Consider the following 24,896-nt stretch of genomic DNA (forward strand, 5'->3'; position numbering starts at 1 on the left):
TACTGGACGTACTTGCGTGGTCCGACAACGCGGCGAGGCGCCGTGCCGGGCGTCGAGGGCCGGTGAACCTTTCCGGTCACAGCACTAGCGCGCCGCCCGCAGCGCCGTCGCCAGTACCTCGGGGGCCCGGACGAGCGAGGGCCCGTACCAGGTCAGGTGACGGCCGTCGACCAGCGCGGCGGGCAGCCCCGGGAACGCCTCCGGCCCGTCCCCGGCCGTGAAGCGGTACGGCTCGTCGGGAAGCACCACCAGGTCACAGCCGGTGGCCGCCAGCTCCGCCACGGACACCCGCGGATAGCGCTGCGCGTGCCCCGCGTACACGTTGCGCACCCCCAGCCGGGCCAGCAGGTCCCCCGCGAAGGTGTCCCGGCCCAGCACCGTCCAGGGCCGTCGCCAGACCGGGACGAAGGCGGTGACCGGCTCCCCGGGCGGGTCCACCCGCGCCCAGGCCGCCTCGGCCTCCTCCAGCCACCGGGGCCTCTTCAGCCCCAGCGCCCCCACCAGAACCCGGTCCAGCTCGTGCAGCGCCTGCGGCAGGTCACGGACCTCGGTGACCAGCACCTCCACCCCGGCCGCCCGCAGCTCGGCCAGGTCCGGGGCCCGGTTCTCCTCCTCGTTGGCGATCACCAGGTCCGGGCGCATCCGTACGATCTCCCGCACATCGGGGTTCTTCGTCCCCCCGATCCGCGCCGCGCCCGCCAGGTCGGCGGGGTGCGTGCACCAGTCGGTGACCCCGGCCAGCAGCCCGGGCGCGCTCACCGCCACCGCCTCGGTCAGCGAGGGCACCAGGGAGACGACCCGCGGCCCGCTCACCGTCCGGGCGCGGGCGGCTCGGAGGTCGCGTGGATGTGGTCGCCGACCGCGACGACCAGGATGCGGGTCTCCTCGGTCACCGCCCGCCAGCGGTGGCGCACACCGCCCGACAGGAACAGCGCGTCCCCGTTCTCCAGCCGGTAGGCCCGCCCCTCCGCCTCCACCTGGCACGCGCCCGAGATCACGTACATCAGCTCGTCGTTGCGGTGCTGGTACTCGCGGCCCGCGTCCTGGTCCCCGGTGAACTCCAGCGCGTGCAGCTGGTGGTGCCCGCGCACGAGCGGACGGACGCCCGGGACCGGGGTGAACCCGGGATCGTCACCGGCCCGTACGAGGTCCACGGTGCGCGCGGTGTCGGAGGCGGCCAGCAGCTCGACGGCGGTGGTCTCCAGCGCGTCCGCGACGCGTTCGAGCGACCGCATGCTGGGCCGGGCCCGCTCGTTCTCTATCTGGCTGAGGAAGGGGACGGAGAGGCCGCTGCGCGCCGACACGGCGGCGAGGGTGAGGTGGAGCGCGCGGCGCCGCTTGCGCACGGCCACTCCCACCCGGAGCGGTTCCTTCGCATCCCTGTTCTTGTCGTACCTGTCGTCCTTCTCGTTCTTGTCGTCCAGGCTGACCGTGCCGTCCCTGTCGTTCATGTCGGGGCTGCCCTCCCCTTGTCCGTCGCACATCGGTGTGCTGTATGCACCTTACGCAGCAACGGCCCCCGGTTTCGCGTGCACGGGTCCACCGATGCCGCCCTGACCGCGATTTCCGGAGGTCTGCGGAGCACTTCCCGTCACTTCCCGCCGTCCGCCGGGGCGGGCCCGGCCCGCCACAGCACGCGGTCGCCGTCCAGGACGACCGCGTCCCCGGAGGGGCGGACCAGGAGCCGGGCGCCGGGGTGACGGGCGGTGCCGGTGGACCAGAGCGGCTCCCCGGCGGCGGTGCGGACGATGAGTTCGCCGTCGTAGGAGAAGACCGCGTCGTGGCCCGTGCCGCCGGTGCCCGCGCTCCAGACCCGCCGTCCCCGGGCGTCCAGGAGGGCCAGTTCCCCGGTGGCGTCGAGGAGGAGGCGCACCGTGCCCGCGTCGAGGCGGTCGCCGGACCGCAGGACGGTGCCCGGGTGGATCTCGATCGCGTCGTCCAGCACGCCGGAGGCCAGGGCGCGCAGGGTGGGGAGCGAGGGGGTGAAGGCGTAGAGGGCGCCCTCGGTGCGGACGAACCGGCCGAAGTCGAGCGAGGTCGCCCGGGAGCCGGTGGCCGAGGGGGTCTCGAAGGCGACGGGCGAGCCGGGACCGATCACCGGGTCGGCGCCCACCCTCGGGTTGAGGCCGGGAGGGAAGTCGGGTTCGTTGACCCAGCGCTTCGCGATGAACTCGTACTGCTCGACGAGGTCGGTCTGGTAGCAGACGAAGAGCAGCCCGCGCGGGGCCTGCGGCCGGTGGCCGGGGCCCGGCTCCGGGAGGTGGACGGGACCGTACGGGATGCCGCGCCGGATGATGCGGTGCGCGTCGACCTCCGCGAGGGCGGCCGGCGGCCGGCCCGGGGTGAGGACCATGCCGCCGCGCGGGTTCGCCTTGCGGATGTGCGCGAAGAGCGGGGTCCGCCAGCCGTACGGGTCCCCGCTGTAGTCCAGTGCCGCGTCCGGGTCCTCGCCGGGCGGGGTCCGCTGCTCGGCGGCCGGGCAGCCCGCGACGGGGGTGCCGCCCGGCCAGCGGCCCACCAGCCGGGCCGCGAGCCAGTTCGGGGTGGCCTCGGGGGGCGCGGCGCCGGACTTCTTCAGCTCGGCCAGCCGCTGCCCGATCTGCTCCCACCACCCGGGGACGTCCTGGGCGAGGCGGCGCACGACCTGGAAGGAGCCGCCCGTGGCCCAGGCGGGCAGCCCGGCGGGGCGCTGCCCGGCCTTCTCGGGTCCGACGAGGAACTCGCCGGGCGGGAGCAGCCGGGTGCCCGGCCTGCCGAGGACGGTCGTCCCGGTGGCGGGGTCGGGCACGGCGAAGCCGCGTACGCCGGGCTGGCCGATGGAGTCGGCGAAGCCGAAGTGTTCGTGGCCGCGCATCTCGCCGGGCAGGGTCGCGGCGTCCTGGCAGAAGACGACCGAGGCGTCGGCGGCCAGGGCGGCGTCCCGGTGGCGGGCGACGGCGGTGGTGAGGCGTGCGGGGTCGTCGGCGGCCAGGGTGAGCACGGCGTGGACGGTGCTCCCGGCGCCCCCGGCCCCTGCCCCACCTGTCCCGGCCGTCCCGGCCGTCCCGCTCGTCCCCGCCACCCCGCCCGTACCGGCCGCCCTGTCCCCGCCGCCCGGGCCGTCCCCGCCGAACAGCCAGGTGGCGGGGGCGCTGTCGCCCGTGTCGCCGAGCTGCGCGGCGCGGGCGGCGGCGCCCTGGCTGAACGCCTCGGCGGTACCGCCCGGGGGGAGGGCGGGGAAGGGCTCCCGGCCCGCCAGGAGGCGCAGCCCGGGGTGGGTCAGGCTGAACCCGGTCCACAGGGAGGACAGCGACACCGGGTCGGAGTCGTCCTCCCGCCGGGCCACGCTGAAGGCGGCGTTGAAACGGGCCACCTCCTCGGTGGTGGAGATCTCGGGCAGCAGGCGGGCCAGCCACTGGCGGGCCCGGCCGGCGTCCCCGAAGCGCAGGAGGAGCATGCACACGTGGTCCTTGCGGAAGCCCGCGAGGACGTCGCCCTGGCTGGTGCGGTCGCCGCGCAGGGGCAGGGTGTCCGCGGCCGGGGCGGCGGCCCGCGCGGTGGTGGCGGCCGGGGCCCCGGTGGCCGCGGCGGCGCGGGCGGGCCCCCCGGCCAGGAGACCGGCGGCGGCGCCGGTCGCGGCCGAGATCACGGTGCGGCGGCCGAGGTGGGTGCGGTGGTCCGGGCAGGAAGGCGGGGCGACGCCCATCGAGGTGCTCCAGGGGCCGGAGGGAAAGGTGGCGGGGTGGCGGGGCGGCACCGGGGCGGTGGAGCCCGGAACCGCCGGGCCCTGCGGGCCGGGTGCGGGGCGACGGCGGACGGCGGGTGCGGGTGGCGGGCGGGGGCCCGGCGGGCAGGGCGCCCCGCCGGTGATCAACACCCTCCGGTAAAGATCGCGGATGCGCGCGGCGGGCGCACCGTCGGAGTGACACGGCGGCCTCCCCGGGCGGCCCCGGGCCACCGGCCGCGTTGCGGCATCATCGTCACCGTGACGACACGACGCCTGATGCTCCTCGACACCGCTTCCCTCTACTACCGCGCGTACTTCGGTGTGCCGGACTCCGTGAAAGCCCCCGACGGCACCCCGGTCAACGCCGTGCGCGGACTGCTCGACTTCATCTCACGCCTGGTCCAGGACCACCGTCCGGACGACCTGGTGGCCTGCATGGACGCCGACTGGCGGCCCCACTGGCGGGTCGAGCTGATCCCCTCCTACAAGGCGCACCGGGTCGAGCGGGAGAACGGGAGCGGCCCGGACGTCGAGGACACCCCCGACACGCTCGCCCCGCAGGTGCCGGTCATCGAGGCGGCGCTGGACGCCTTCGGCATCGCCCGCGTGGGTGTCGCCGGGTACGAGGCGGACGACGTGATCGGCACGCTCACGGCCCGCGCCACCGGCCCGGTGGACATCGTCACGGGCGACCGGGACCTGTACCAGCTCGTGGACGACGCCAGGCGGCGGCGCGTCCTGTACCCGCTGAAGGGCGTGGGCACCCTCCAGCTGACCGACGAGGCGTGGCTGCGCGGGAAGTACGGGGTGGACGGCTCCGGGTACGCGGACCTGGCACTGCTGCGCGGGGACCCGAGTGACGGCCTGCCCGGGGTCCCCGGCATCGGCGAGAAGACCGCGGCCAAGCTCCTCGACGCCTACGGCGACCTGGCCGGGATCATGGCCGCGGTCGACGACCCCGGATCGGCGCTGACCCCCGCCCAGCGCAGGCGTCTGGACGAGTCCCGGCCCTATCTGGCGGTGGCCCCCAAGGTCGTCCAGGTGGCCTCGGACGTCCCGCTGCCGCCGTTCGACCCGGCCCTCCCGGCGGCCCCCGCCCACCCGGAGCTGGTCGACGCCCTCGCACGCCGGTGGGGGCTGACCGGTGCGGTCGCGCGCCTGAGCGGCGCGCTGCACGCCTGAGGTGCTAACTTAGGTAAACCTAAGCTTTCATGGGATTCAGGGGAGACACCGTGGCAGAAGGACGCGCCCGCTCGGTCGGCACCGCAGTCGTCGTACGCACCGAACGGCTGACGCCGCACATGATGCGGATCGTGGTGGGAGGTGACGGACTGGCGGATTTCGGCGCCGGCGAGTTCACCGACCACTACATCAAGATCCTGTTCCCGGCGGACGGGGTCACCTACCCCGTGCCGTGGGACCTGGCGCAGATCCGCACGGAGTATCCCCGCGACAAGTGGCCGCGCCAGCGCGCGTACACCGTGCGGGCCTGGGACCCGGCGCACCTGGAGCTGACCCTCGACTTCGTCGTGCACGGCGACGAGGGCCTGGCCGGGCCGTGGGCGGCCCGCGCCCAGCCGGGCGAGGTCATCCGGTTCCTCGGCCCGGGCGGCTCCTACGCCCCGGACCCGACGGCCGGCTGGCACCTCCTGGTGGGCGACGAGAGCGCGCTCCCGGCGATCGGCGCGGCGATGGAGCGGATGCCGGCCGGCGCGGAGGTCCACGCCTTCGTGGAGATCGAGGGACCCCAGGACGAGCAGAAGATCGCCACCCCGGACGGCGTCGTCCCGGTCTGGCTCCACCGCGACGGCCGCCCGGCGGGTGAGGCCCTGGTCGAGGCGGTCACCGCCCTGGAGTTCCCCTCCAGCGACGTCCACGCCTTCGTCCACGGCGAGGCGGGCTTCGTGAAGGAGCTCCGCCGCCTGCTGCGGATGGAGCGCGGCGTCCCGCGCGAGCGCCTGTCGATCTCCGGTTACTGGCGCCAGGGCGAGACGGACGAGGGCTGGCGCGCGATCAAGCGCGACTGGAACGCCGCCGTCGAGGCCGAACAGGACCGCGCGGCCTGACCCGCCCCCGGCCGGCCCCCGGACCACAATCCCGGGGGCCGGGGCCGCCGGGCCACGCAGCCGCCCGCCGGGCGGGCCGCGGCCCGCCCGGACCCGTCCGGCCGCATAGCCTGTCCCCGATGAGACGCAGAGCCCAGGCACCCCCCTCGCCCCTCCCCCAGCAGGCCGGCATCGACCCGGTCCGGCTCCGGCTGCCCCCCGACCCGGACGGCGCGTGGCCCGACCTCGGCAGCTACCTCGCGGAGCGTTACGCGGGCGGACCGGGCGCCGAGGCCGTCGCCCGGCTGCTGCGCACCGGCCGCGTGGTCGGCCCCGGCGGACGCGTCCTGGCCGCCCGGGACCCGTACGAACCGGGCGGGCACCTCTGGTTCCACCGGGAGCTCCCGGCCGAACCGCCGGTACCGTTCCCGCTCCACGTCCGCCACCGCGACGCCCACCTGCTCGTCGTGGACAAGCCGCACTTCCTGGCCACCACCCCCCGGGGCAGCCACGTCACCCAGACCGCCCTGGCCCGGCTGCGCGACGAGCTGGACCTGCCCTCGCTCAGCCCGGCGCACCGCCTGGACCGGCTGACCGCGGGGCTGGTGATGTTCGCCGTCCAGCCCCGGGACCGGGGCGCCTACCAGCTCCTGTTCCAGGAACGGAAGGTCCACAAGGAGTACGAGGCCCTCGCCCCCCACGACCCTCGGGTCGCCCTGCCGCGCACGCTCCGCAGCCGGATCGAGAAGGTCCGCGGGGTCGTCGCGGCCACCGAGACCGAGGACGGCGAACCGAACGCCGAGAGCCGCGTCGAGCTCACCGGCGTCCGAGGCGGCCTGGGCCGCTACCGGCTGACCCCGTACACCGGCCGCACCCACCAGCTCCGGGTCCACATGAACAGCCTGGGCCTGCCGATCCTCGGCGACCCGCTCTACCCGCGGGTCACCGACCCGGCCCCGGACGACTACCGCCGTCCGCTCCAGCTCCTGGCCCGCGTCCTGGCCTTCACCGACCCGGTCACCGGCGCCGCCCACCGCTTCGAGAGCGGCCTCGCCCTGCGGGCCTGGCACGACCGCGCGGGCTGGGAGACCGGCGCCCCCTGACCCCGCCCGTCCCGGCCCCGCCCGCCTCCGGACGGGGGGTACCCGCCGCCCCTCAGCCCACCGAGCTGTAGGCCACCACGCCCCGCAGCAGCGCGTCCACGGCCTTGCGCGCGTTGCGCGCCACCGTGCCGGCGCCGTCGCCCGAGGACGACGGGGCCGCCGCGGCGACCTGCCCCAGGACGTCGATGACCTGCTTGCACCAGCGGACGAAGTCCCCGGCCGGCATCTGCGCCTCGCGCAGCACCTCGTCCAGGCTCTTGTCCGAGGCCCACTGGTACGCCGCCCACGCGAAACCGAGGTCCGGCTCGCGCTGGCCCACGCCCTCCGCCTGGTTGATCCGGTGCTCCTCCTCCAGCACGTCGAGCCGGCCCCAGATCCGCACCATCTCGCCCAGCGCCGCCTTGGCCGCACCGCCCGGCACCTTCGGCGCCACCGCGTCGTCGGACTGCCGCGCCTCGAAGACCAGCGCCGAGACGCAGGCGGCCAGCTCGGCCGGGCTCAGCCCCTCCCAGACCCCGGCGCGCAGGCACTCGGAGGCCAGCAGGTCCAGTTCCCCGTACAGCCGGGCCAGCCGCTTGCCGTGCACGGTGACCTTGTCCTCGCGCAGGTAGTCCAGCTCGGTGAGGAGCGCGTGGATGCGGTCGAAGGTGCGGGCGATGGTGTTGGTCCGGCCCTCGATCCGCCGTTCCAGCGCCTGGGTGTCCCGCTGGAGCCGGTGGTGGCGCTCCGCCCAGCGGGCGTGGTCCTCGCGCTCGTCGCAGCCGTGGCAGGGGTGCGCGCGCAGCTCGGTGCGGAGCCGGGCGATCTCGCGGTCGTCCGCGGCGGCGGCCCGGCCGCGGGCCTGCCGCTCGGGCGCGATGTGCCCGGCCCTGGTCCGCAGCTGGCCGGCCAGGTCCCGGCGGGAATGCGGCGACCGCGCGTCGAAGGTCTTCGGGATGCGCATCCGGTCGAGGGCCTCGACCGGGACCGGGAAGTCGATCGCGGCGAGCCGCTTGACCTGCCGCTCGGCGGTGAGGACCAGCGGGCGCGGGCCCTCGGTGTACTCGTGCCCGCGGTGCCCGTTGGACCGGCCGGGCGGCACGCCCGGGTCCAGGACCAGCGCCAGCCCGGCGAACTTGCCGGTCGGCACGTGGATGATGTCGCCCGGCTTCAGCTTCTCCAGCGCGCTCGCCGCCTGCGCCCGGCGCTGGGCCGCGCCCTGCCGGGCGAGGTCCGTCTCCCGGTCCTTGAGGTCACGGCGCAGTCGCGCGTACTCCTCGAAGTTCCCGAGGTGGCAGGTCATGCCCTGCTGGTAGCCCTCCAGCCCCTCCTCGTTGCGCTGCACCTGCCGGGAGATGCCGACGACGGAACGGTCCGCCTGGAACTGCGCGAAGGAGGTCTCCAGCAGCTCGCGCGAGCGGTGCCGCCCGAACTGGCTGACCAGGTTGACGGCCATGTTGTAGGACGGCTTGAAGCTGGAGCGCAGCGGGTACGTCCGGGTGCCCGCGAGTCCGGCGAGCGCCACCGGGTCCATGCCGCGCTGCCAGAGCACCACCGCGTGGCCCTCGACGTCGATGCCGCGCCGCCCGGCCCGGCCGGTGAGCTGTGTGTACTCGCCGGGGGTGATGTCGGCGTGCTGTTCGCCGTTCCACTTGACCAGCTTCTCCAGGATCACCGTGCGCGCGGGCATGTTGATGCCCAGGGCCAGGGTCTCGGTGGCGAAGACGGCCTTCACCAGGCCGCGGACGAAGAGCTCCTCCACGACCTCCTTGAAGGTGGGCAGCATCCCGGCGTGGTGCGCGGCGATGCCCCGCTCCAGGGCTTCGAGCCACTCGTAGTAGCCCAGGACGTGCAGGTCCTCGGTGGGGATGGCGGCGGTCCGCGCCTCCACGATCTCGCGGACCCGCAGCCGGCCGGCGTCGTCGTTGAGCCGCAGCCCCGCGAAGAGGCACTGCTGGACGGCGGCCTCGCAGCCCGCCCGGCTGAAGATGAAGTTGATGGCGGGCAGCAGCCCGTCGTTGTCGAGCCGGGCGATGACCTCGGGGCGGGCCGGGGTCCAGATCCGGCCGCGCGAGCGCCGCTCGCGCTCGCGGTCGGCCTCGCGGACCATCTTGCCGCGCCGCCGGTCCTTCGGGTTGTACGTACGGCTGTTCTCCTCGCGCGCCATGCGCAGCAGGTCGGGGTTGACCTCCCGGCGCGCGGAGCCGCGCCCGCCGTGGTCGGACTCCTCCTCGAAGAGGTCGTAGATCCGGCGGCCCGCCATGACGTGCTGCCAGAGCGGTACGGGCCGCTCCTCGGAGACGATCACCTCGGTGTCGCCGCGCACGGTGTCGAGCCAGTCGCCGAACTCCTCGGCGTTGGAGACGGTCGCGGAGAGGGAGACCAGGGTCACCGACTCGGGAAGGTGGATGATCACCTCTTCCCAGACGGCCCCGCGGAACCGGTCGGAGAGGTAGTGCACCTCGTCCATCACGACGTGTCCCAGGCCCCGCAGCGACGGCGAGCCCGCGTACAGCATGTTGCGGAGCACCTCGGTGGTCATCACGACCACGGGCGCCTCGGAGTTGACACTGTTGTCGCCGGTCAGCAGACCCACCTTGTCGGCGCCGTAGCGCTTGACGAGGTCGGCGTACTTCTGGTTCGACAGCGCCTTGATGGGCGTCGTGTAGAAGCATTTGCGGCCCTGCGTCAGGGCCAGGTGCACGGCGAACTCGCCGACGATGGTCTTGCCCGAGCCGGTGGGGGCGGCGACGAGGACGCCCTTCCCGGCCTCCAGGGCCTTGCACGCCTCGATCTGGAAGGGGTCCAGCTCGAAGGCGTACATCTCGCGGAAGGGGGCCAGGGCGGTGGCGTCTTCGGCGGCGCGGATCAGGGAGGCGGCGTACCGCTCGGCGGGTGAAAGTTCTTCGGTCATCTTGTCGTCGAGCCTACCCGCCGCCTCCGACAACAGTCGCGGTCATTTCCCCTGGCTGTGCAAAGCCCGGGGCGCTGCCCCGCACGTCGCCGCCGCGGCCCCGCGCGTTGCCCGTACGGCCTCACGGCCTTACGCCAGCAGCCGCAGCGCGGCCGGGACGCACTCGGTGGTGACCGGCAGCGGGCCGACCGGTTCGCCGTCCGCCCAGGCGGTGAGGCCGACCGCCTCCAGGGTCACCTTCGCGGCGCGGTGGACGGTCACCTTCGGGTGGCTCAGGTGCGTCCCCTTATAGACCCGGGGGAAGACCTTCAGCAGACCGGCCCGCCCGCAGTCGCCGACGACCGTGACGTCGAGGAGCCCGTCGTCGGGAACGGCGTCCGCGCAGATGCGCATGCCCCCGCCGTACGACGGCCCGTTGCCGACCGCCACCAAGGTCGCCTCGGTCTCCACGGGCTCCCCGTCGTCCAGGGTGAGCCGGTAGCGGACGGGGGCGAGGGAGGCCAGTTCCGCGAGCATCGCCAGGTCGTAGGTGAACCGGCCCGCCCGCAGCCGCGTCCGGCTGCCCCGCTCGTTGACCCGGGAGTCGAAGCCCGAGCAGAGCACCGTCCCGTACCAGGTGGGACCGGACTCCGGCCGGGAGGACCCCCGGACCACCCGCCCCAGGTCGAGTGCGCGCGTCCGGCCCTCCTTGAGGGCCTCGGCGGCCAGCCGGCCCGCCCGCGCCGGGTCCCGCACGGGCAGCCCCAGCCCCCGCGCGAAGTCGTTGCCGGTACCGACGGCGACCACCCCGAGCGGTACCGGGGTCCCGGCCAGGGCCTGGAGCGCCAGGGAGACCACGCCGTCGCCGCCGACGGCGATGACCGCGCCGGTCCCCTCCCGGACGGCCCCGCGCAGCCGGGCCAGCGCGTCCGCGGCGTCGGCGCCCAGGACGGTCCGCACGGAGAAGCCCGCGGCCCGGAGCGCGGAAGCGGCCGGCTGCGCGGCGTGCGCGCCCCGGCCGCGTCCCGCGGTGGGATTGACGAGGAGGGTGATCTCAGAACTCACTCAGCGGAATGTACCTGTCAGGTCGCGTCGTCGTAACCGCTGATCCTGCGGCGCCCGCCGTCGTCCTGTCCGGGCAGGGCGCCGGGCGCGGGAACCGCTTCGAGCTCGCCGACCGGCGCGGGGGTGAGGTCCAGCGCGGAGGCTTCGTCGGGGTCGAGGTCCACGTCGGGGTCGTTGCGCCGGCGCCTGCGGTCGTTGACCAGACAGACACCGAGGGCGACGAAGTACAGGGCGACGATCGGGGCGGCCAGCGACAGCATCGTCAGCGGGTCGCCGGTGGGCGTGGCGAAGGCCGAGAAGACCGTGATGCCCAGGACCATGGCCCGCCACCAGCTCGCCAGCCGCTTCGCGGTCAGCACCCCGGTGAAGTTGAGCAGGATCAGCAGCAGCGGCAGCTCGAAGGCCAGCCCGAAGACGACGACCATCCGCGTGACCAGGTCGAGGTAGTCGTCGACCGGGAGCAGGTTGCGGGCGTGCTGGGGGGTGAAGCCGAGCAGGACCGTGGCGGTCTGCGGAAGGATCTTGTACGCGAGCACCGCGCCGGCGCCGAAGAGCGGGGCTCCGACCGCGACGAAGCTCAGCGCGTACTTCTTCTCGTGGCTGTGCAGCCCGGGGGCGGTGAAGGCCCACAGCTGGTAGAGCCAGACCGGCGCGGAGAGCACCACACCGGCCATGAGCGAGACCTTCAGGGCGATCGAGAACGGCGCGATGAGGCCGTTGACGGTCATGTCGGCGCAGGGCCGGCCGTTGCGCTGCGAGACCACCCCGTCGGTGCAGCCGACGGAATCCAGCATCGGCTTCAGCATGAAGTCGATCAGGTCCTTGTAGAAGAAGGCCGCCACGATGGTGATCACGAGGATCGCCAGGACCGACTTCAGCAGACGGTTTCTCAGCTCACGCAGGTGCTCGACAAGAGGCATCCGCCCTTCGGCGTCCTTGTCCGCTTTCTCCTGCTTGCGGGCAGACTTGAGCAACCCACGTCCCTTGTCTCGTTGCAGATGACCGGAGTGACCGGAGTGACCGGAGTGACGGGGTGATCAGCCCTGGGTGGTGCGGTTCGGCTCGCTCACGGGCCGGGAGCTGGTGACGTCGCCGGGCGCGGCCTGGATGGTGCGCGGTGCCACGGGCTGCTGCGCCTTGTCGGCGGCGGGCGCCGCGTCCTCGGGCTCGCCGTCCTTCTTCATGGCCTTGGCCTCGCTCTTGAGGATGCGGGCCGACTTGCCGAGGGAACGGGCCATCTCGGGGAGCTTCTTGGCGCCGAACAGCAGCACGATGACAGCGATGATCAGAAGGATCTCAAGGGGCTTCAGATTGCCGATCATGTGTGTCTTCCTTCTCACCGAAACGGCTGGTTGTGGTGGCTCGGACGGTCCGGCACGGAAACCCCGGTGGCCGCCTAGTCAAGGATCGTAACCCCCAGGGGTTAACGCCCGGCAATCCCCCGGGGTGTCCCGGGTTGCGCGCACCTCGCCCCGCACGGCCCCGCGCCGCCCCGTTCGGCCCCACTCCCCGCGGTCGCGGGGAACGGGCTACGGCCGCACGGAGCGGCCGGTCCGGGCCAGGTCCGAGGCGGCCCGTTCGAGATCCTCCGAGGCCGCCGCGATCCTCCGGCTGGCCTGCGCGACCTGCCCGGAGAGCCGCCGCACCTCCCCGTGGACCCGCAGGGCCAGAACGGCGAGGACGGTGCACCCGAGGAACCCCAGGACGATCGCGAGCAGAGGCCACAGCATGTGAGGAGCCTAGGGCATGTTCGAACAGTCCCGCCGGGCCCGGGGCATCCGGGCGCACGGCGCTACTTCTCGAACACGCCCTCGGCCACCGGCCCGCTCAGACGCTCCGCAGGGTGCTCACGCCGCCGCCGGTCAGCAGTTCCACGATCCGCTCGCCCGCGGGCCTGCGGACGGCGGCGGCGCAGGCGGGACAGGTGAAGGAGTAGAAGGTCGTCCGACGGCTGCCGCCGATGACCAGCCGCAGGGCGCCCGCCTCCAGCTCGAAGCGGGCACGGCAGTCGGGACAGGCGGCCTTGAAGGCGACCGGCCCGGCGGGTGCTCCCGGCGGCCCGGAGACGGAACCGGACATCGGTGACATCGCGCGGCACTCCCCCCTCAGCCCTGTTCCCCGTACCCCGCGAGCGCTTCTGTGGCGGCCTTCCGCGCACTCTCCGCCAGCTCCACCGGCGCGACGATGCGGCCCTCCCCGCCCAGCCGCAGCGCCAGCCGCCGCAGCGAGGCCGGGTCCGGGCTGCGCAGCGTGATCCGCAGCCCGCCCCCGGGACGCTCCTCGGCGCTGTCGTGCGGGTAGTACTCGGCGACCCAGCGCCCGCCGGGCCCCACCTCGACCACCACCTCCGGGTCCTCGGCGGCCGGCTGCACCAGCCCCTCCGACAGGTCCCGCGGCTCGATCGCGGGCGGCTCGGCCCGCTCGTCCAGCAGCCGGATCTCCGCGACCCGGTCCAGCCGGAAGGTGCGCCGGGCCTCGGAAAGGTGGCACCACCCCTCCAGATAGGTGTGCCCCACCGCGAAGAGCCGGATCGGGTCCACCTCGCGCTCGGTGAGCTCGTCCCGCGCGGGCGAGTAGTAGCGCAGCCACAGCCGGCGCCGCTCCGCGATGGCCCGGTCGACGTCCGCGAAGACCCCGCCCTCGGACTCGAAGGTCACCGAGAGCCGGGAACTGGCCCCGGCCGCCTCGCCCGCCGCGGCCTCCAGCTTGGCGGTGGCCCGCAGCAGGGCGTCCCGGTCGCTCTCGCGCAGCCCCGGCAGCGTCGCCACCGCACGGGCGGCGACCAGCAGCGCGGTCGCCTCGTCGGCGGCCAGCCGCAGCGGCTCGGCGGTGGACTCCCCCGAGGCGTCGGGGTTGCGCCACCAGATGCGCTCCCCGTCGGTGTCGATGTCGAGGAGGTCACCGCCCCGGAAGCTGGTCCCGCACATGGGCAGGATGTCGAGGTCCGAGATCAGCTCGTCCTCGGTGATGGCGAAGGCCCGGGCGACGTCGGCGACGTACGCCCCGGGGCGCTCGCGCAGGTAGGTCACCAGGGACAGCATCCGGCGGGTCTGGTCGATGGCGTTGGCTGCCATGCTGGTAGGTCTCCCCCTCAGGGCGTGCTCTGCGGTCGGTAGGGACGTCCGGCACTGCGGGTACCGGGCGGTGCGGGTGGCCGGGCGGTACGGCCGGTCAGTCCGCGGCCACGGCGCGCAGCCGCCGCACCACGTCCGCCCGCAGATCGGCGGGGCCCACCACCACGACGTCCGGCCCGAACTCCACCAGCCAGGCGTCCAGCCCGTGCCCGTAGGGGATCTCCAGCTCGTCCCAGCCGTCCCCGCCCTCGCGCACGGCGGTGGCACGGGCCCGCAGCGGGTACCCGGCCCCGGCCCGCAGCCGGATCAGCGCGGAACGGTCGGCGCTCTCCCCGGCCCAGCGCTCGACGCTCTCCCGCACGGTCACCACGTCGGGCACCTCGGCCGTGTACCGGCCGGCCCGGGAACGGACCTTGCCCGTGATCCGCGAGAGCCGGAAGACCCGCTCCGCCCCACGGTCCCGGTCGTAGCCCGCCAGGTACCAGTGACCGCGCCAGCACTCCAGCGCCCACGGCTCCACCTGCCGGGTCCCCGGCCGGGCCGCGGTGGACTTGCGGTAGTCGAAGACCACCGGCCGGCGGTCCCGGCAGGCCAGCATCAACGGCTCGAAGGCCGCCTCGTGGACGGGAATCCGCGGCTCGATGGCACTGTGCTGCCCCTCGTACGGGTCCCCCGCCTCGGGCATCCCGCCGGCCCGCAGCTTCTGCAGCGCCCCACTGGCCGCGCCCGCGAGCCGGGCCTGCTGCCACACCTTGGCCGCCAGCCCCAGCGCGGCGGCCTCCTCGGCGTCCAGCGCCACCGGCGGCAGCCGGTTGCTGTCCCGGCGGGCCAGATAACCGGTCTCGCCCTCCAGGTTCTCCACCGTCTCGATGACCAGACCGAGCTCGCGCAGATCGTCCTTGTCCCGCTCGAACATCCGGTTGAAGGACTCGTCGTTGCCGGCCTCCAGGTACGCCTCGATGGAACCCCGCAGCTCACGCTTGCTGAGCGGCCGACGGGTCCCCAGCAGACACAGCGCCAGATTCATCAGCCGCTCGGCCTTGGCAATCGCCATCGACGCCCTTCCGCCCTTCTCCGCGTACACATCCGCCGTCCCGTCACCCGGACGGAGCCGTGACCGCCGACCGTACCGCCCCGGCGGTCCCCGGCAAAAGCGAGGGGCGCCCCCCCCCCCCCCGGGGCCCCCCCCCCCCCCCCCCCCCCCGCCCCCCCCCCCAACCCCCGGGGCCCCCCCCCCCCCCGCCGCCCCCCCCTCCACGATCACGGTGTCCGGATCAGACGGCCACGAGGTCGCAGACGAAGATCAGCGTCTCGCCCGGGGCGATCACGCCACCACCGGCGCCGCGGTCACCGTAGGCGAGGTGCGCGGGGATCGTCAGCTTGCGACGGCCGCCCACCTTCATGCCCTGGATGCCCTGGTCCCAGCCGGGGATGACCTGGCCGGCACCCAGCTGGAAGTCCAGCGGCGTACCGCGGTTCCAGGAGGCGTCGAACTCCTCACCGCTGGAGAAGGCCACGCCCACGTAGTGGACCTTGACGAAGGAACCGGCCTTGGCCACGGCCCCCTCGCCCTCCCAGAGGTCCTCGATCACGAGATCCGCCGGAACCGGACCGTCGGGAAAGTCGATCTCGGGCTTTTCGAGCTTGCTGCTCACGGAACTGCTCCTCATACGTACGAACCGGTCAACCGGAACAGTCTTACACCACCGTGAGAATGTCGAGACTGAAGACCAGCGTCGACTTGGCGGGAATGGTCCCCTGCTCCTTGTCCCCGAAGGCCAGGTCCGACGGAATGACCAGCAGGACACGGCTGCCGGCCTTCTTCCCGACGATGCCGTCCTTCAGACCCTTGACCGAGAGCTGCTCCAGCGGCCAGGTGACCGTCTGGTCACTGGTGTAGGTGCTCTCGAAGGTCTTGTCGTCCTTCCAGGTCTTGCCGTTGAACTTCACCACGACGCTGTCGGTGTCCTTGACGACCGGGCCGTCACCCTCCAGCACGTACTCCGACACCAGCTTCGTGGGCTCGGCGGTGTCCTTCGGAACCGTCACGGAGACTTCCTTGCCGTCCGTGTTGGTACCGACCTTGGGGAGGTCCTTGTTCCCCTGCGGAACCTCCTTGCCCGTGGCCGAGGCCGGGACCGTGACCGCCTTGACGATGTCCACGACGAAGACCAGCGTGGCGTTCGCCTTGATCTTCTCGCCCGAGCCCTGCGCGCCGTAACCCAGCTCCGGCGGGATCACGAGCTCCACACGGCTGCCGACCTTCTGGCCCTCCAGGCCCTGGTCCCAGCCCTTGATGACCTGACCGGCACCGATCGTCACATCGAACGGCTTGCCCTTGCCGAAGCTCTGGTCGAACGGCTCCTTGCCGTCCCACACCTGGCCGAGGTAGTTGACCTGGGCGAGGTCGTTCTTCTTCAGCACCTCACCGGTGCCCTCGCTGATCACCACCACCTTCAGCTCCTTGGGCGGCTCCCCCTTGCCCTGCGACAGGGTGGGGGTCTCCCCGAACTTGGCGCCCTTCGTGATCGAGGGCGCCCCGTTCTTCATCTGGGCGGAGTCGGAGCCGCTGTCGTCACCACACGCTGCTGTCGACAGCAGCAGAAGGGGTACGACCAGCAGGCCGGCAAGTCGGCGCACGTGTTCCTCAGATCTCAGACGGCAAGGCGGTCGCCGCCACTCTAAGCCGTGCGCGGGGCCCCGTACGAGATGCGTACGGGGCCCCGGCGAAGATCAGCGCGATGTCACACCACGCGCCTACATCCCCGCGATCAGCTTCTCCACCCTGTCGTCCACCGAACGGAACGGGTCCTTGCACAGCACCGTCCGCTGCGCCTGGTCGTTCAGCTTCAGGTGCACCCAGTCCACCGTGAAGTCCCGGCGCTGCTCCTGCGCCCGGCGGATGAAGTCACCCCGCAGCCGCGCCCTGGTCGTCTGCGGAGGCACCGACTTGCCCTCGAAGATCTTCAGATCGTTGCAGATCCGCGCCGCCTGCCCCTTCCGCTCCAGCAGGTAGTACAGACCCCGCCGACGATGGATGTCGTGGTACGCGAGGTCTATCTGCGCGACCCGGGGATTGGACATGGTCATGTTGTGCTTGGCCCGGTACCGCTCGATCAGCTGGTACTTCATCACCCAGTCGATCTCGGTCCCGATCCGGTCCAGGTCCTCCGCGTCGATCGCGTCGAGCGTGCGGCCCCACAGCTCCAGCACCTGGTCCACCACCCCGGTACGGATGCCCCGGCGCTCGGCGAAGTCCACGGCCTTGTCGTAGTACTCACGCTGGATCTCCAGCGCCGACGCCTCCCGGCCGCTCGCCAGACGCACCTTGCGCTGACCCGTGATGTCATGACTGACCTCACGGATCGCCCGGATCGGGTTCTCCAGCGTCAGATCCCGCATCACCGTGCCCGCCTCGATCATGCGCAGCACCAGATCGGTGGCACCGACCTTCAGCAGCATGGTCGTCTCGGACATGTTCGAGTCACCGACGATCACGTGCAGCCGGCGGTAGCGCTCGGCATCCGCGTGCGGCTCGTCCCGGGTGTTGATGATCGGCCGCGAACGCGTCGTGGCCGAACTGACCCCCTCCCAGATGTGCTCCGCCCGCTGACTGACGCAGTAGACCGCGCCCCGGGGGGTCTGGAGCACCTTGCCCGCGCCACAGATCAGCTGCCGCGTGACGAGGAACGGAATCAGGATGTCCGCCAGACGGGAGAATTCCCCGTGCCGCGCCACCAGGTAGTTCTCATGGCAGCCGTACGAGTTTCCCGCCGAGTCGGTGTTGTTCTTGAAGAGATAGACGTCGCCCGCGATTCCCTCCTCGTGCAGGCGGCGTTCCGCGTCGACGAGCAGTCCTTCGAGAATGCGCTCGCCGGCCTTGTCGTGCGTGACCAGTTCGATCAGGTTGTCGCATTCAGGAGTTGCGTATTCCGGATGCGACCCCACATCGAGGTAGAGGCGGGCGCCGTTCCGCAGGAAGACATTGCTGCTGCGGCCCCATGACACGACACGGCGGAAGAGGTAGCGCGCCACTTCGTCAGGAGACAGTCGGCGCTGTCCCCTGAACGTGCATGTGACGCCGTACTCGTTCTCCAGCCCGAAAATGCGGCGGTCCATGACTGAACATTACGCCTTCTGCCCTGTTCTGAAACCGGGTTCGGGAACGCCGTTGCGATCATTTTCCTGCGGGACCCCCGGCGGACCCCCTCCCGCACCCGCCACCACACCCCCGCCAAAGCCCCCGGCCGACCCCCCGGACCAGGCCACCGCCCCACCCCCGCCAGGACCCGCCAGAACCCCCTGAGTGCACGTCAGGACCACCAGCGCGGCCACCCCCGCCACCGCCGCCACCGCGAAACCGGCCGCCGCACCACCCTCCTCCACCGCCGGACCGGCCGCCGCCGTACCCAGCGCCGCGCCCACCCCGAAGAACGTCACCAGCCAGGAGAACGCCTCCGTCACCGTCCCCACCGGAGCGTGCCGGTCCACCACCACGAACGCACACGCCAGAGCCGGCGCGAGAAAGACCCCCGCCAGCGCCGCGAGCCCCGTCATCGCCACCGGACCCGGCACCAGCGTCAGCGGCGGATAACCCACCGCCAACAGCCCCACCAGCACCCACAGCCGCCGCTCGGGCGTCCCCGGCCACCGCCGGGCACCGTAGACCACACCACCCACCAGCGCCCCCAGCCCCAGCGCCGCCATCAGCCACCCGTAGACCACCTGCCCACCGTGACCGTCCGCGTACGCCACCCCCGCGACCGTGATCGAACCCAGCGCCGCACCCACGCAGAAGAACGCCCCCAGCAACGCCAGCAGCCCCCGCGACCGCAGCGCCCCCAGCCAATGGGCCGCACGCGGCGCCGAACGCCACCGCCGGGACGGCTCACTGACCACCACAGACAGCGCCCCCAGCACCCCGACCCCGTTGATCACCAGCAGCGCCACCGCCGGGTCCCACAGCGCCACGCACACCGTCACCAGCAACGGCCCGACCGTGAACATGACCTCCTGGGCCACCGCGTCCATCGCGTACGCCGCGTGCACCCGCTCCTCGCGCCCGCCCAGCACCCCCGGCCACAACGCCCGCAGCCCGCCTTCCAGCGGCGGCGTGAACAGCCCCGCCACGACCACCGCCCCGTACGCGGCACCCGCCGAACCGGTCCCCGCCAGCGCCAGCCACACCATCCCGAGCGCGGAGACCGCCGCCGCCGGCAACTGCACCCGCGGCTGCCCGTACAGGTCCACGGCCCGGCCCAGCAACGGCTGCCCCACCGCGTTGGCCACCCCGTACACGGCGGCCAGCGCCCCCGCCAGGCTGTAACTGCCGCCCTCGGCCCGGGTGAACAGCACGATCGCGATCGGCGCCGTGGCATGGGGCAACCGGCCCACGAGCGTGCCCACCAGCAGCCGCGCGGCATGCCTGGTCCTGAGCAGCTCCGCGTATCCCGCGGCCATGGCCGCCCCCTCTCCTCCCGGACCACCCCGGGGTAATACGTATAACGTGACAGGTCATACGTACCATGGCCGCAACCCACCGGTCCACCCCCGCACCAGAACCCACCCCGACCACCCCAGGAGCCCCCGTGACGAGACCCACCAGCCGCGACGTCGCCACCGCCGCCGGGGTCTCCCAGGCCACCGTCTCCCTCGTCCTCGGCGACAAATGGCGCGGACGCGTCTCCGAACGCACCGCCGGCCACGTCCGCGAAACCGCCACCACCCTCGGCTACCGCCCCAACCTCGCCGCCCGCAACCTCCGCCTCGGCTCCACCCGCACCGCCCTCCTCGTCGTCCCCGCCCTCACCAACGAATTCTTCGCCCGCGTCTACACCGGAGCCGCCCGCGTCGCCGCCGCACACGGCTTCGGCGTCGTCCTCTACCCCTCCCCCGACGGCACCGGCCCCGCCCGCGACCCCTTCGCCTCCGCCCGCGCCGCCCTCGACGGGATCATCGCCTCCTCCATGGCCACCCACGCCCTCCACGCCCTCGGCGGCGACGGCCTCCCCCTCGTCATGCTCGACAGCGACCCCACCGCCCCCGGCGCCGCCGCCCACGTCAACCTCGCCGTCGCCGACGGCATGCGCCAGACCACCACCCACCTCCTCGCCCTCGGCCACCGCCGCTTCCTCCACCTCGCCTCCGCCGTCGACTCCTGGACCTTCGACGTCCGCGCCCAGGCCCTCACCACCCACCTGGGACCCGGCACCGAACTGCGCACCGTCCGCTCCCCCCTCACCGTCGACAGCGCCCGCACCCTCACCGAAGCCGCCCTCACCACCCCCGGGAACCGGCCCACCGCCATCGTCTGCGACGACGACATACTCGCCGCCGGAGCCTGCAAGGCCGCCCGCCGCCTCGGCCTGCGCATCCCCGCCGACCTCTCCGTCACCGGCTTCGACGACCTCGCCCTCGCCACCGCCGTCGAACCCGAACTGACGACCGTACGACTGCCCGCCGAACGCATCGGCGAACACGGCATGACCGCCCTCCTCACCGTCCTGGAAGGCACCCCCTGGACCGCCCCCGACCTCCCCGTCGAACTCGTCGTCCGCGACTCCACCGGCCCCGCCCCCACCACCCCCTGAACACACGAAAACCCCGGTCCGCCTCCTCAGGAGACGGACCGGGGCACCAGGAACACTCCCAGGTCCTGTCCGGGCGATCTTGTCGGGCCCGCGACGACCAACCGGACAGGACCTACTCGGAATCCTCGGGAGCCTCGTCGTTCGACACCGCGTCGGCCTGCACCGCCGCCGGCACGTCCGCCTCCAGCAACCGCGCCAGCTGCCGCCCGCGAATCCGCTTGAACTTCCGCTGCTGCGACCGCGTCCGGTCCAGCACCGCGACCTCCAGCCGCTCCACCGGAATCGTCTTGTCGGCACCGTTGGCCTGACTCGAAAGAGCCTGCACCGCCAGCTTCAACGCCTCCGACAACGTCATCCCGTCCCGGTGCCGCTGGTCCAGGAACGTACTGATCTGCTCCGCGTTCCCGCCGACCGCCACCGACCCGTGCTCGTCCACGATCGACCCGTCGTGCGGCAACCGGTAGATCTGGTCCCCGGCCGCGGTCGCACCGACCTCCGCCACCACCAGCTCCACCTCGTACGGCTTCTCCCCCGCACTGGAGAAGATCGTGCCCAGCGTCTGCGCGTACACATTCGCCAGCCCACGGGCCGTCACGTCCTCCCGGTCGTAGGTGTACCCCCGCAGATCCGCGTAGCGCACACCACCGATCCGCAGGTTCTCGTACTCGTTGTACTTACCGGCGGCGGCGAAACCGATCCGGTCGTAGATCTCACTGAACTTGTGCAGCGCGCGCGACGGGTTCTCACCGACGAAGACGATGCCGTCGGCGTACTGGAGCACGACGAGGCTACGGCCCCGCGCGATGCCCTTACGGGCGTATTCCGCCCGGTCGGCCATGGCCTGCTGAGGTGACACGTAGAACGGAGTCGACACCGGCTGTCCGTCCCTTTCTTCTGGGCGACGAGGAGACGAGGAGTGGTCAGAGCAGAGCGGCGCGCGGCCCGTCGGGCTGTTCGAGCCGCCGGTCGGTGACCGCACGGGCGAGCGCCTGCGACTCGTCGTCCGTCAGCCTGCGGAAACCCTCGTCGGTGATGACGGTGACGATCGGATAGATGTGACGGTAGAGATCCGGCCCACCGGTCGCCGAATCGTCGTCGGCGGCGTCGAACAACGCCTGCACGACCAGCGTCGTGGCCTGCTCCTCCGTCAGATCCGGACGGTAGAGCTTCTTCATCGACCCCTTGGCGAAGATCGAACCGGAACCGGTGGCCGCGAACCCGTGCTCCTCGGAACGCCCGCCCGTGACGTCGTAGGAGAAGATCCGGCCCCTCTCCTTCGCCTCGTCCCAGCCGGCGAAGAGCGGGACCACCGCGAGCCCCTGCATGGCCATGCCGAGATTGCTGCGGATCATGGTGGACAGGCGGTTCGCCTTGCCCTCCAGCGAGAGGGTCGTCCCCTCCACCTTCTCGAAGTGCTCCAGCTCCAGCTGGAAGAGCTTGACCATCTCCACGGCCAGCCCCGCCGTACCGGCGATACCCACGGCGGAGTACTCGTCGGCCGGGAACACCTTCTCGATGTCCCGCTGCGCGATCATGTGCCCCATGGTCGCCCGCCGGTCACCGGCGAGCACGACCCCGCCGGGGAACGTCGTCGCGACGATGGTCGTCCCGTGCGGCGCCTCCACGACCCCGTCCGGCAGCTTGCGGTTGCCGGGCAGCATCCCGGGCTGGTGCGCGCCCAGGAAGTCCATGAAGGACGACGACCCCGGCGTCAGGAAGGCTGCCGGTAGACGCCCTGTGCCACGATTGTTGGCTTCCACGCGTGTCCCTCCAGATATTCGGCTGCCCGACGAGCGCGGTCGGGATCTTCCTTCAATAGGCCAAGGCCCGTATTGCAGTTGAAGCAAAGTACGCCACGGACCCTACCCGTCTTGTGGCAGTGATCCACATGCACGGCAGGAGCTTTCAGGCAGATGAGGCAGACACCTCCCCGCGCGGCGATCATCTCGTCGCGCTCGGCCTCGGTGATGCCGCACTTCCGCTTCAGGTGCCCGGCCCGGTCGAAGGGCTTACGGCACGCCTTGCACCGTGCGGCAAGACCATCGGGTGCGCTCTCGCGGCGATGCCACTCACCGTGCGGCTCGACCTCGCCGCACGTCCGGCAGAGCTTGTGCCCGTCCGGCACATCGGCCTTCTCCCTGACGACCTTGCCCTCAGCGCCCCGACGGGCCCGGTAGCGCGCGGCGCAGTACTCGGCCACGCACGCACGGCACCGCGTCTGCAGCCCGTCGGGGCGGTTCCTGTCCGCCGCGAACGAGTCAGGCCCGAGCACCTTGAGACAGCCTCGGCACTGCTTCCCGTTCAGCGAATCGGACATTTACCTCATTCGCCACCTTTCTGGACAAATGAGCGCACGAAGTCCTCCGCGTTCTCTTCGAGCACATCATCGATCTCGTCAAGTACCGAGTCGACGTCGTCGGAGAGCTTCTCCTGCCGTTCCTTGAGGTCGGTGGTCTCCTCGACCGCGGTCTCCTCGACCTCCTCGGTCGAGCGCGTCGCCTTCTGCTGTCCGCCGCCGGTGTCCTTGGTCGCCATGTCAGCCTCACCCCGCTCGGTTCGCGTGCCCACGTCGAGAGATCCCGGAGCGGAATCCCTCTCAAGATCAGACCCTACGCCGGACCCTACAAGGAGGGTCCGGCATTCGTCCCCGTACTTCCACAACGTCCGGCTGTGTTCATGATTCCCGGGCCGGAGCCCTTTCAGCCGTGTCCGGCGCCCCGAAGATCCGGTGCCCGGGAGGGTCAGCGGCCGGACAGGACCCGCACCAGGTCCTCCGCCGTGCGGCAGCGGTCCAGGAGCTCCTTCACGTGCTCCCGGGTGCCCCGCAGCGGCTCCAGCGTCGGGACCCGCTGGAGGGAGTCCCGGCCCGGCAGGTCGAAGATCACCGAGTCCCACGAGGCCGCCGCCACGTCGTCCGCGTACTGCTCCAGGCACCGGCCGCGGAAGTACGCCCGGGTGTCCTCCGGCGGCTTGCTCTCGGCCCGCTCCACCGCCGGCTCCTCCAGCAGCCGCTTCATCCGGCCCCGGGCCGCCAGCCGGTTGTACAGGCCCTTCTCCGGGCGGACGTCCGCGTACTGGAGGTCGACCAGGTGCAGCCGCGCCGCGTCCCAGCCCAGCCCGTCCCGGCGCCGGTAGCCCTCCAGGATCTCCCGCTTGGCGATCCAGTCCAGCTCCCCCGCCAGGCTCATCGGGTCGCTCTCCAGGCGGCCCAGGACGTCCTCCCAGCGGGCCAGGACGTCCTTCGTCTGCTCGTCCGCGTCGGAGCCGAAACGCTCCTCCACATACTTTCTGGCCAGCTCGAAGTACTCCATCTGGAGCTGTACCGCGGTCAGCGTCCGGCCGCTGCGCAGGGTGATCAGGTGCTGAAGGTCCGGGTCGTGGGAGACCTGGTGCAGGGTGCGCACGGGCTGGTCCACGGCGAGGTCGACGTTGATGAAGCCGTCCTCGATCATGGAGAGGACCAGGGCCGTCGTGCCCAGTTTCAGGTAGGTGGAGATCTCGGAGAGGTTGGCGTCGCCGATGATCACGTGGAGGCGGCGGTACTTCTCCGCGTCCGCGTGCGGCTCGTCGCGGGTGTTGATGATGGGGCGCTTGAGGGTGGTCTCCAGGCCCACCTCGACCTCGAAGTAGTCGGCGCGCTGGCTGATCTGGAAGCCGTGCTCGCGGCCGTCCTGGCCGATGCCCACCCGGCCGGCCCCGGTGACGACCTGCCGGGAGACGAAGAAGGGGGTGAGGTGGCGCACGATGTCCGAGAAGGGGGTCTCCCGCTTCATCAGGTAGTTCTCGTGCGTGCCGTAGGAGGCGCCCTTGTTGTCGGTGTTGTTCTTGTAGAGGTGGATCGGCTGGGCGCCGGGCAGCTGGGCCGCCCGTTCGGCCGCCTCGGCCATGATGCGCTCGCCGGCCTTGTCCCAGAGCACCGCGTCCAGCGGGTTGGTGATCTCCGGGGAGCTGTACTCGGGGTGTGCGTGGTCGACGTAGAGCCGGGCGCCGTTGGTGAGGATCACGTTGGCGAGTCCGATGTCCTCGTCGGTCAGCTGGCTGCTGTCGGCGGCCTCGCGGGCGAGGTCGAAGCCGCGGGCGTCCCGCAGCGGGTTCTCCTCCTCGAAGTCCCAGCGGGCGCGTCGCGCCCGGTGCATCGCCGCCGCGTAGGCGTTGACGATCTGGGACGAGGTGAGCATGGCATTGGCGTTCGGGTGTCCCGGGACGGAGATCCCGTACTCCGTCTCGATCCCCATTACGCGCCGTACGGTCATGCGGCCCTCCTTGCCCGGCGGCGCTCCCGTCCGGGAGCGGCGCTCAAGTACCGCTGGTGTTCCGGTGCCTGTCCCTGTGCGGTGCCCGTCCCCGCACTGCGCGACCGGCGGTACCGAAGAGCCTAGAACCACTCCGCGCCGACGGGGAGATCATTTGAGACATTGAATGCGCCCTGTCACCGGCCGGA

24 protein-coding genes are annotated in these 24,896 nt (G+C 72.4%); 4 read left to right on the forward strand and 20 right to left on the reverse strand.

Annotated elements, in window-relative coordinates; genetic code table 11:
- Positions 1 to 84: 84 nt before the first annotated feature.
- The 3 genes from ACIA5F_RS22245 to ACIA5F_RS22255 all read right to left on the reverse strand — a co-directional run bounded on the left by ACIA5F_RS22245 (position 85) and on the right by ACIA5F_RS22255 (position 3,685).
- Positions 85 to 813, reverse strand: a complete 729-nt coding sequence (locus tag ACIA5F_RS22245) for a helical backbone metal receptor (protein WP_399355565.1) — start codon at positions 811 to 813, stop codon at positions 85 to 87.
- Complete coding sequence (locus ACIA5F_RS22250) at positions 810 to 1,451, reverse strand: helix-turn-helix domain-containing protein (protein WP_399355567.1); 642 nt, start codon at positions 1,449 to 1,451, stop codon at positions 810 to 812. The genes ACIA5F_RS22245 and ACIA5F_RS22250 overlap by 4 nt, the downstream gene beginning before the upstream one ends.
- A gap of 140 nt (positions 1,452 to 1,591) precedes the next feature.
- Complete coding sequence (locus ACIA5F_RS22255; RefSeq protein ID WP_399355569.1) at positions 1,592 to 3,685, reverse strand: peroxidase; 2,094 nt, start codon at positions 3,683 to 3,685, stop codon at positions 1,592 to 1,594.
- A 297-nt stretch (positions 3,686 to 3,982) separates the two neighbouring features.
- Here ACIA5F_RS22255 and ACIA5F_RS22260 point away from each other — a divergent pair, with 297 nt between their 5' ends.
- From ACIA5F_RS22260 to ACIA5F_RS22270, 3 genes are all read left to right on the forward strand, one after another.
- On the forward strand, positions 3,983 to 4,888 hold the full coding sequence (locus tag ACIA5F_RS22260; RefSeq protein WP_399355631.1) for a 5'-3' exonuclease H3TH domain-containing protein: 906 nt from the start codon (positions 3,983 to 3,985) through the stop codon (positions 4,886 to 4,888).
- 50 nt (positions 4,889 to 4,938) lie between these two features.
- Positions 4,939 to 5,772 carry a siderophore-interacting protein gene (locus tag ACIA5F_RS22265; protein WP_399355571.1) on the forward strand — a complete coding sequence of 278 codons (834 nt, stop codon included), beginning with the start codon at positions 4,939 to 4,941 and terminating at the stop codon, positions 5,770 to 5,772.
- Between the two features lie 119 nt (positions 5,773 to 5,891).
- Complete coding sequence (locus ACIA5F_RS22270) at positions 5,892 to 6,854, forward strand: pseudouridine synthase (protein ID WP_399355573.1); 963 nt, start codon at positions 5,892 to 5,894, stop codon at positions 6,852 to 6,854.
- A gap of 52 nt (positions 6,855 to 6,906) precedes the next feature.
- Here the strand turns inward: ACIA5F_RS22270 and ACIA5F_RS22275 are convergent, their stop codons facing one another.
- The 12 genes from ACIA5F_RS22275 to ACIA5F_RS22330 form a co-directional block, all read right to left on the reverse strand.
- Positions 6,907 to 9,747: a DEAD/DEAH box helicase gene (locus tag ACIA5F_RS22275; RefSeq protein WP_399355575.1), complete on the reverse strand. Its 2,841-nt coding sequence runs from the start codon at positions 9,745 to 9,747 to the stop codon at positions 6,907 to 6,909.
- A gap of 129 nt (positions 9,748 to 9,876) precedes the next feature.
- The gene (locus ACIA5F_RS22280) at positions 9,877 to 10,791 is read right to left on the reverse strand and encodes a diacylglycerol kinase (RefSeq protein ID WP_399355577.1); all 915 of its coding nucleotides are present in this window, start codon (positions 10,789 to 10,791) and stop codon (positions 9,877 to 9,879) included.
- A gap of 17 nt (positions 10,792 to 10,808) precedes the next feature.
- Complete coding sequence (gene tatC, locus ACIA5F_RS22285) at positions 10,809 to 11,765, reverse strand: twin-arginine translocase subunit TatC (RefSeq protein WP_399355579.1); 957 nt, start codon at positions 11,763 to 11,765, stop codon at positions 10,809 to 10,811.
- A 63-nt stretch (positions 11,766 to 11,828) separates the two neighbouring features.
- Positions 11,829 to 12,113, reverse strand: coding sequence for a Sec-independent protein translocase subunit TatA (gene tatA, locus ACIA5F_RS22290; protein ID WP_399355581.1), 285 nt, complete (start codon positions 12,111 to 12,113; stop codon positions 11,829 to 11,831).
- Positions 12,114 to 12,320: 207 nt separating this feature from the next.
- Positions 12,321 to 12,521 (reverse strand): hypothetical protein, encoded by a 201-nt coding sequence (locus ACIA5F_RS22295; protein ID WP_399355583.1) that lies wholly within the window; start codon positions 12,519 to 12,521, stop codon positions 12,321 to 12,323.
- 97 nt (positions 12,522 to 12,618) lie between these two features.
- Positions 12,619 to 12,870: a hypothetical protein gene (locus ACIA5F_RS22300; protein ID WP_399355633.1), complete on the reverse strand. Its 252-nt coding sequence runs from the start codon at positions 12,868 to 12,870 to the stop codon at positions 12,619 to 12,621.
- Between the two features lie 26 nt (positions 12,871 to 12,896).
- Entirely contained in the window at positions 12,897 to 13,865 is a 969-nt protein-coding gene (locus tag ACIA5F_RS22305; RefSeq protein WP_399355585.1) for a helix-turn-helix transcriptional regulator, read from the reverse strand.
- A gap of 97 nt (positions 13,866 to 13,962) precedes the next feature.
- Positions 13,963 to 14,919, reverse strand: a complete 957-nt coding sequence (locus ACIA5F_RS22310) for a helix-turn-helix transcriptional regulator (protein ID WP_399355587.1) — start codon at positions 14,917 to 14,919, stop codon at positions 13,963 to 13,965.
- A gap of 220 nt (positions 14,920 to 15,139) precedes the next feature.
- Positions 15,140 to 15,535, reverse strand: coding sequence for an FKBP-type peptidyl-prolyl cis-trans isomerase (locus ACIA5F_RS22315; RefSeq protein ID WP_399355589.1), 396 nt, complete (start codon positions 15,533 to 15,535; stop codon positions 15,140 to 15,142).
- A gap of 28 nt (positions 15,536 to 15,563) precedes the next feature.
- Entirely contained in the window at positions 15,564 to 16,505 is a 942-nt protein-coding gene (locus tag ACIA5F_RS22320; protein ID WP_399355591.1) for an FKBP-type peptidyl-prolyl cis-trans isomerase, read from the reverse strand.
- Between the two features lie 117 nt (positions 16,506 to 16,622).
- Positions 16,623 to 17,984, reverse strand: a complete 1,362-nt coding sequence (gene pafA / locus ACIA5F_RS22325) for a Pup--protein ligase (RefSeq protein ID WP_053678744.1) — start codon at positions 17,982 to 17,984, stop codon at positions 16,623 to 16,625.
- Between the two features lie 9 nt (positions 17,985 to 17,993).
- Positions 17,994 to 19,325 (reverse strand): MFS transporter, encoded by a 1,332-nt coding sequence (locus tag ACIA5F_RS22330; protein ID WP_399355593.1) that lies wholly within the window; start codon positions 19,323 to 19,325, stop codon positions 17,994 to 17,996.
- Between the two features lie 128 nt (positions 19,326 to 19,453).
- Here ACIA5F_RS22330 and ACIA5F_RS22335 point away from each other — a divergent pair, with 128 nt between their 5' ends.
- Positions 19,454 to 20,455 carry a LacI family DNA-binding transcriptional regulator gene (locus ACIA5F_RS22335; RefSeq protein WP_399355595.1) on the forward strand — a complete coding sequence of 334 codons (1,002 nt, stop codon included), beginning with the start codon at positions 19,454 to 19,456 and terminating at the stop codon, positions 20,453 to 20,455.
- Positions 20,456 to 20,567: 112 nt separating this feature from the next.
- On the opposite strand, the gene prcA is transcribed toward ACIA5F_RS22335, so the two are convergent.
- From prcA to dop, 5 genes are all read right to left on the reverse strand, one after another.
- Positions 20,568 to 21,329, reverse strand: coding sequence for a proteasome subunit alpha (prcA, locus tag ACIA5F_RS22340; RefSeq protein WP_399355597.1), 762 nt, complete (start codon positions 21,327 to 21,329; stop codon positions 20,568 to 20,570).
- Between the two features lie 46 nt (positions 21,330 to 21,375).
- A complete protein-coding gene (gene prcB, locus ACIA5F_RS22345) occupies positions 21,376 to 22,215 on the reverse strand; it encodes a proteasome subunit beta (protein WP_399355599.1) in 840 nt (279 codons plus the stop codon).
- Positions 22,167 to 22,772 (reverse strand): endonuclease VII domain-containing protein, encoded by a 606-nt coding sequence (locus ACIA5F_RS22350; RefSeq protein WP_399355602.1) that lies wholly within the window; start codon positions 22,770 to 22,772, stop codon positions 22,167 to 22,169. The genes prcB and ACIA5F_RS22350 overlap by 49 nt, the downstream gene beginning before the upstream one ends.
- A 5-nt stretch (positions 22,773 to 22,777) precedes the next feature.
- On the reverse strand, positions 22,778 to 22,990 hold the full coding sequence (locus ACIA5F_RS22355) for a ubiquitin-like protein Pup (RefSeq protein ID WP_399355604.1): 213 nt from the start codon (positions 22,988 to 22,990) through the stop codon (positions 22,778 to 22,780).
- A 206-nt stretch (positions 22,991 to 23,196) separates the two neighbouring features.
- Positions 23,197 to 24,708: a depupylase/deamidase Dop gene (gene dop, locus ACIA5F_RS22360; RefSeq protein ID WP_399355606.1), complete on the reverse strand. Its 1,512-nt coding sequence runs from the start codon at positions 24,706 to 24,708 to the stop codon at positions 23,197 to 23,199.
- Positions 24,709 to 24,896: the final 188 nt, after the last annotated feature.

The sequence above is a fragment of the Streptomyces sp. NPDC051567 genome, from assembly GCF_044454165.1.
GTDB lineage: Bacteria > Actinomycetota > Actinomycetes > Streptomycetales > Streptomycetaceae > Streptomyces.

What these genes read in the sequence shown, in the direction of transcription:
- ACIA5F_RS22270 (WP_399355573.1), top strand. Translation starts at nt 5,892, where the DNA reads ATGAGACGCAGAGCCCAGGCACCCCCCTCGCCCCTCCCCCAGCAGGCC.
- dop (WP_399355606.1), bottom strand. Translation starts at nt 24,708, where the DNA reads ATGACCGTACGGCGCGTAATGGGGATCGAGACGGAGTACGGGATCTCC.
- ACIA5F_RS22330 (WP_399355593.1), bottom strand. Translation starts at nt 19,325, where the DNA reads ATGGCCGCGGGATACGCGGAGCTGCTCAGGACCAGGCATGCCGCGCGG.
- pafA (WP_053678744.1), bottom strand. Translation starts at nt 17,984, where the DNA reads ATGGACCGCCGCATTTTCGGGCTGGAGAACGAGTACGGCGTCACATGC.
- ACIA5F_RS22260 (WP_399355631.1), top strand. Translation starts at nt 3,983, where the DNA reads ATGCTCCTCGACACCGCTTCCCTCTACTACCGCGCGTACTTCGGTGTG.
- ACIA5F_RS22310 (WP_399355587.1), bottom strand. Translation starts at nt 14,919, where the DNA reads ATGGCGATTGCCAAGGCCGAGCGGCTGATGAATCTGGCGCTGTGTCTG.
- ACIA5F_RS22350 (WP_399355602.1), bottom strand. Translation starts at nt 22,772, where the DNA reads ATGTCCGATTCGCTGAACGGGAAGCAGTGCCGAGGCTGTCTCAAGGTG.
- ACIA5F_RS22305 (WP_399355585.1), bottom strand. Translation starts at nt 13,865, where the DNA reads ATGGCAGCCAACGCCATCGACCAGACCCGCCGGATGCTGTCCCTGGTG.
- ACIA5F_RS22275 (WP_399355575.1), bottom strand. Translation starts at nt 9,747, where the DNA reads ATGACCGAAGAACTTTCACCCGCCGAGCGGTACGCCGCCTCCCTGATC.
- ACIA5F_RS22295 (WP_399355583.1), bottom strand. Translation starts at nt 12,521, where the DNA reads ATGCTGTGGCCTCTGCTCGCGATCGTCCTGGGGTTCCTCGGGTGCACC.
- ACIA5F_RS22315 (WP_399355589.1), bottom strand. Translation starts at nt 15,535, where the DNA reads ATGAGGAGCAGTTCCGTGAGCAGCAAGCTCGAAAAGCCCGAGATCGAC.
- ACIA5F_RS22250 (WP_399355567.1), bottom strand. Translation starts at nt 1,451, where the DNA reads ATGAACGACAGGGACGGCACGGTCAGCCTGGACGACAAGAACGAGAAG.
- ACIA5F_RS22300 (WP_399355633.1), bottom strand. Translation starts at nt 12,870, where the DNA reads ATGTCCGGTTCCGTCTCCGGGCCGCCGGGAGCACCCGCCGGGCCGGTC.
- ACIA5F_RS22355 (WP_399355604.1), bottom strand. Translation starts at nt 22,990, where the DNA reads ATGGCGACCAAGGACACCGGCGGCGGACAGCAGAAGGCGACGCGCTCG.
- ACIA5F_RS22255 (WP_399355569.1), bottom strand. Translation starts at nt 3,685, where the DNA reads ATGGGCGTCGCCCCGCCTTCCTGCCCGGACCACCGCACCCACCTCGGC.
- tatA (WP_399355581.1), bottom strand. Translation starts at nt 12,113, where the DNA reads ATGATCGGCAATCTGAAGCCCCTTGAGATCCTTCTGATCATCGCTGTC.